Source organism: Aquibacillus saliphilus (assembly GCF_020404745.1).
GTDB lineage: Bacteria > Bacillota > Bacilli > Bacillales > Amphibacillaceae > Aquibacillus > Aquibacillus saliphilus.
This window is the reverse complement of the sequence record NZ_JAIZAP010000038.1, coordinates 1-1409: the sequence shown is the minus strand read 5'-3', so window position 1 is coordinate 1409 and position 1409 is coordinate 1. Positions and strand designations below refer to the sequence as shown.

The following is a 1409-nucleotide window of genomic DNA, read 5'->3' as shown; positions in this document are numbered from 1 at the left end:
TAAAAAAACGTTATGTCCGAATGGCGTTAGAAACGAACAAATATGCGAGCACAGCACAAGCTGCTGGAGTTGACCGCAAAACGCTTCGAAGTTGGATGAATAAATATGAAACAGAGGTTCGAGATCAAATGGAACAAGAGGGTATTAATCTTACTCCAGTTGAACCCACCGAAAAAGAATACAAGAAGAAGTATGAGCTGGCCATGAAATTGTTGGGGGAGAAAGAACTAGAAGTTGCTGTCTTAAGAGATGCATTAAAAAAAAACGACTCTCCATAGATCTTTTTGATTTTGCAGATAGTTGGATCTTACAGGGCTTTTTTGTTAAAAGGATATTAGATATTTTGGAGCTTAACCGATCCACCTATTACGAGAGAAGAAAGGTGAAAAATATAAAGGTGGTGTCTATTCAAAGAGGTAGGCCATCACCAGGATACTCTATGAATACTAAAGGCGATAAGGTGCCTGACCAACAAATAGAAGAATATCTTATGGAGTATCATTTTGATAGCCAGATAGGGGCTTTGGGCTATAAGAAGTGGACAAGTCTATTAAGAGAACACTATGATTTAATAATCAACAAGAAGAAAGTTTTCCGATTGTGTGATGAGCTAGATATTCTGAAAGAAAGAAGAACGAAGCAGCTTAAACATCCAAGACATCTAGCAAGAAATCGTATCGTTACTGGCCCCAATCAGCTATGGCAAGTGGATATCAAATACGGAAGTATTGTAGGTACTCATCATTTTGTGTTTGTGTGTTGTGCTATTGACGTCTATGATCGGAGAATCGTAGGTATGTATAGGGGATCAACTTGTCGATCAAAGCATATTACAACTATGATTACTAAAGCTTTAATAAGACAAAAGGTACACTTTAAAGATGGTGAATTCGAAGACAAACTTATCATTCGAACGGATAACGGTCCGCAATTTGTCAGTGAACTATTCGGTGAATTTTGTCTACATCAAAAAATCCATCATGAGAGAATACCAAAGAAAACACCTAATATGAATGCCTATATAGAGTCCTTTCACAGCAGTTTACAACGTGAGTGTTTTGATCGACATGCTTTCACCTTTTATGATGAGGCGTATTATCACATTGACGAGTATATTAATTTTTATAATATCATTCGACCTCATGGAAGCTTAAAGAATTATTCACCGTACAAATACAACCAACTTACGTTGGCGGGTACCGTTACAGTGCAGGAAATAAGTCTCTAAAACAGACGAGAAATAAAGAGGAAATTGGTCCCTTTGAAAATCCTTCCTCTTCCTTGGCTGGAGAAGCGACTTGATATGGAGCAACGCATGATAACCTTGATGGTGATACCAGTTTATTTATAAGCTGGTGTCCTGGTGGGAGAATCATGCGTGACGAGGCTCTATGTCAAGTCTTATAGGG

General features: G+C 38.0%; 2 protein-coding genes. Both read left to right on the top strand.

All coding sequences use genetic code 11. The annotated features are described in order from the left end of the window. Positions 1–278, top strand: a 278-nt coding sequence (locus tag LD272_RS21285) for a helix-turn-helix domain-containing protein (protein WP_226038592.1), incomplete at its 5' end; no start/stop codon positions are given. Then, positions 209–1228, top strand: a complete 1020-nt coding sequence (locus tag LD272_RS21280; protein WP_369414017.1) for an IS3 family transposase — start codon at positions 209–211, stop codon at positions 1226–1228. The genes LD272_RS21285 and LD272_RS21280, both read left to right, overlap by 70 nt. Positions 1229–1409 lie beyond the last annotated feature (181 nt).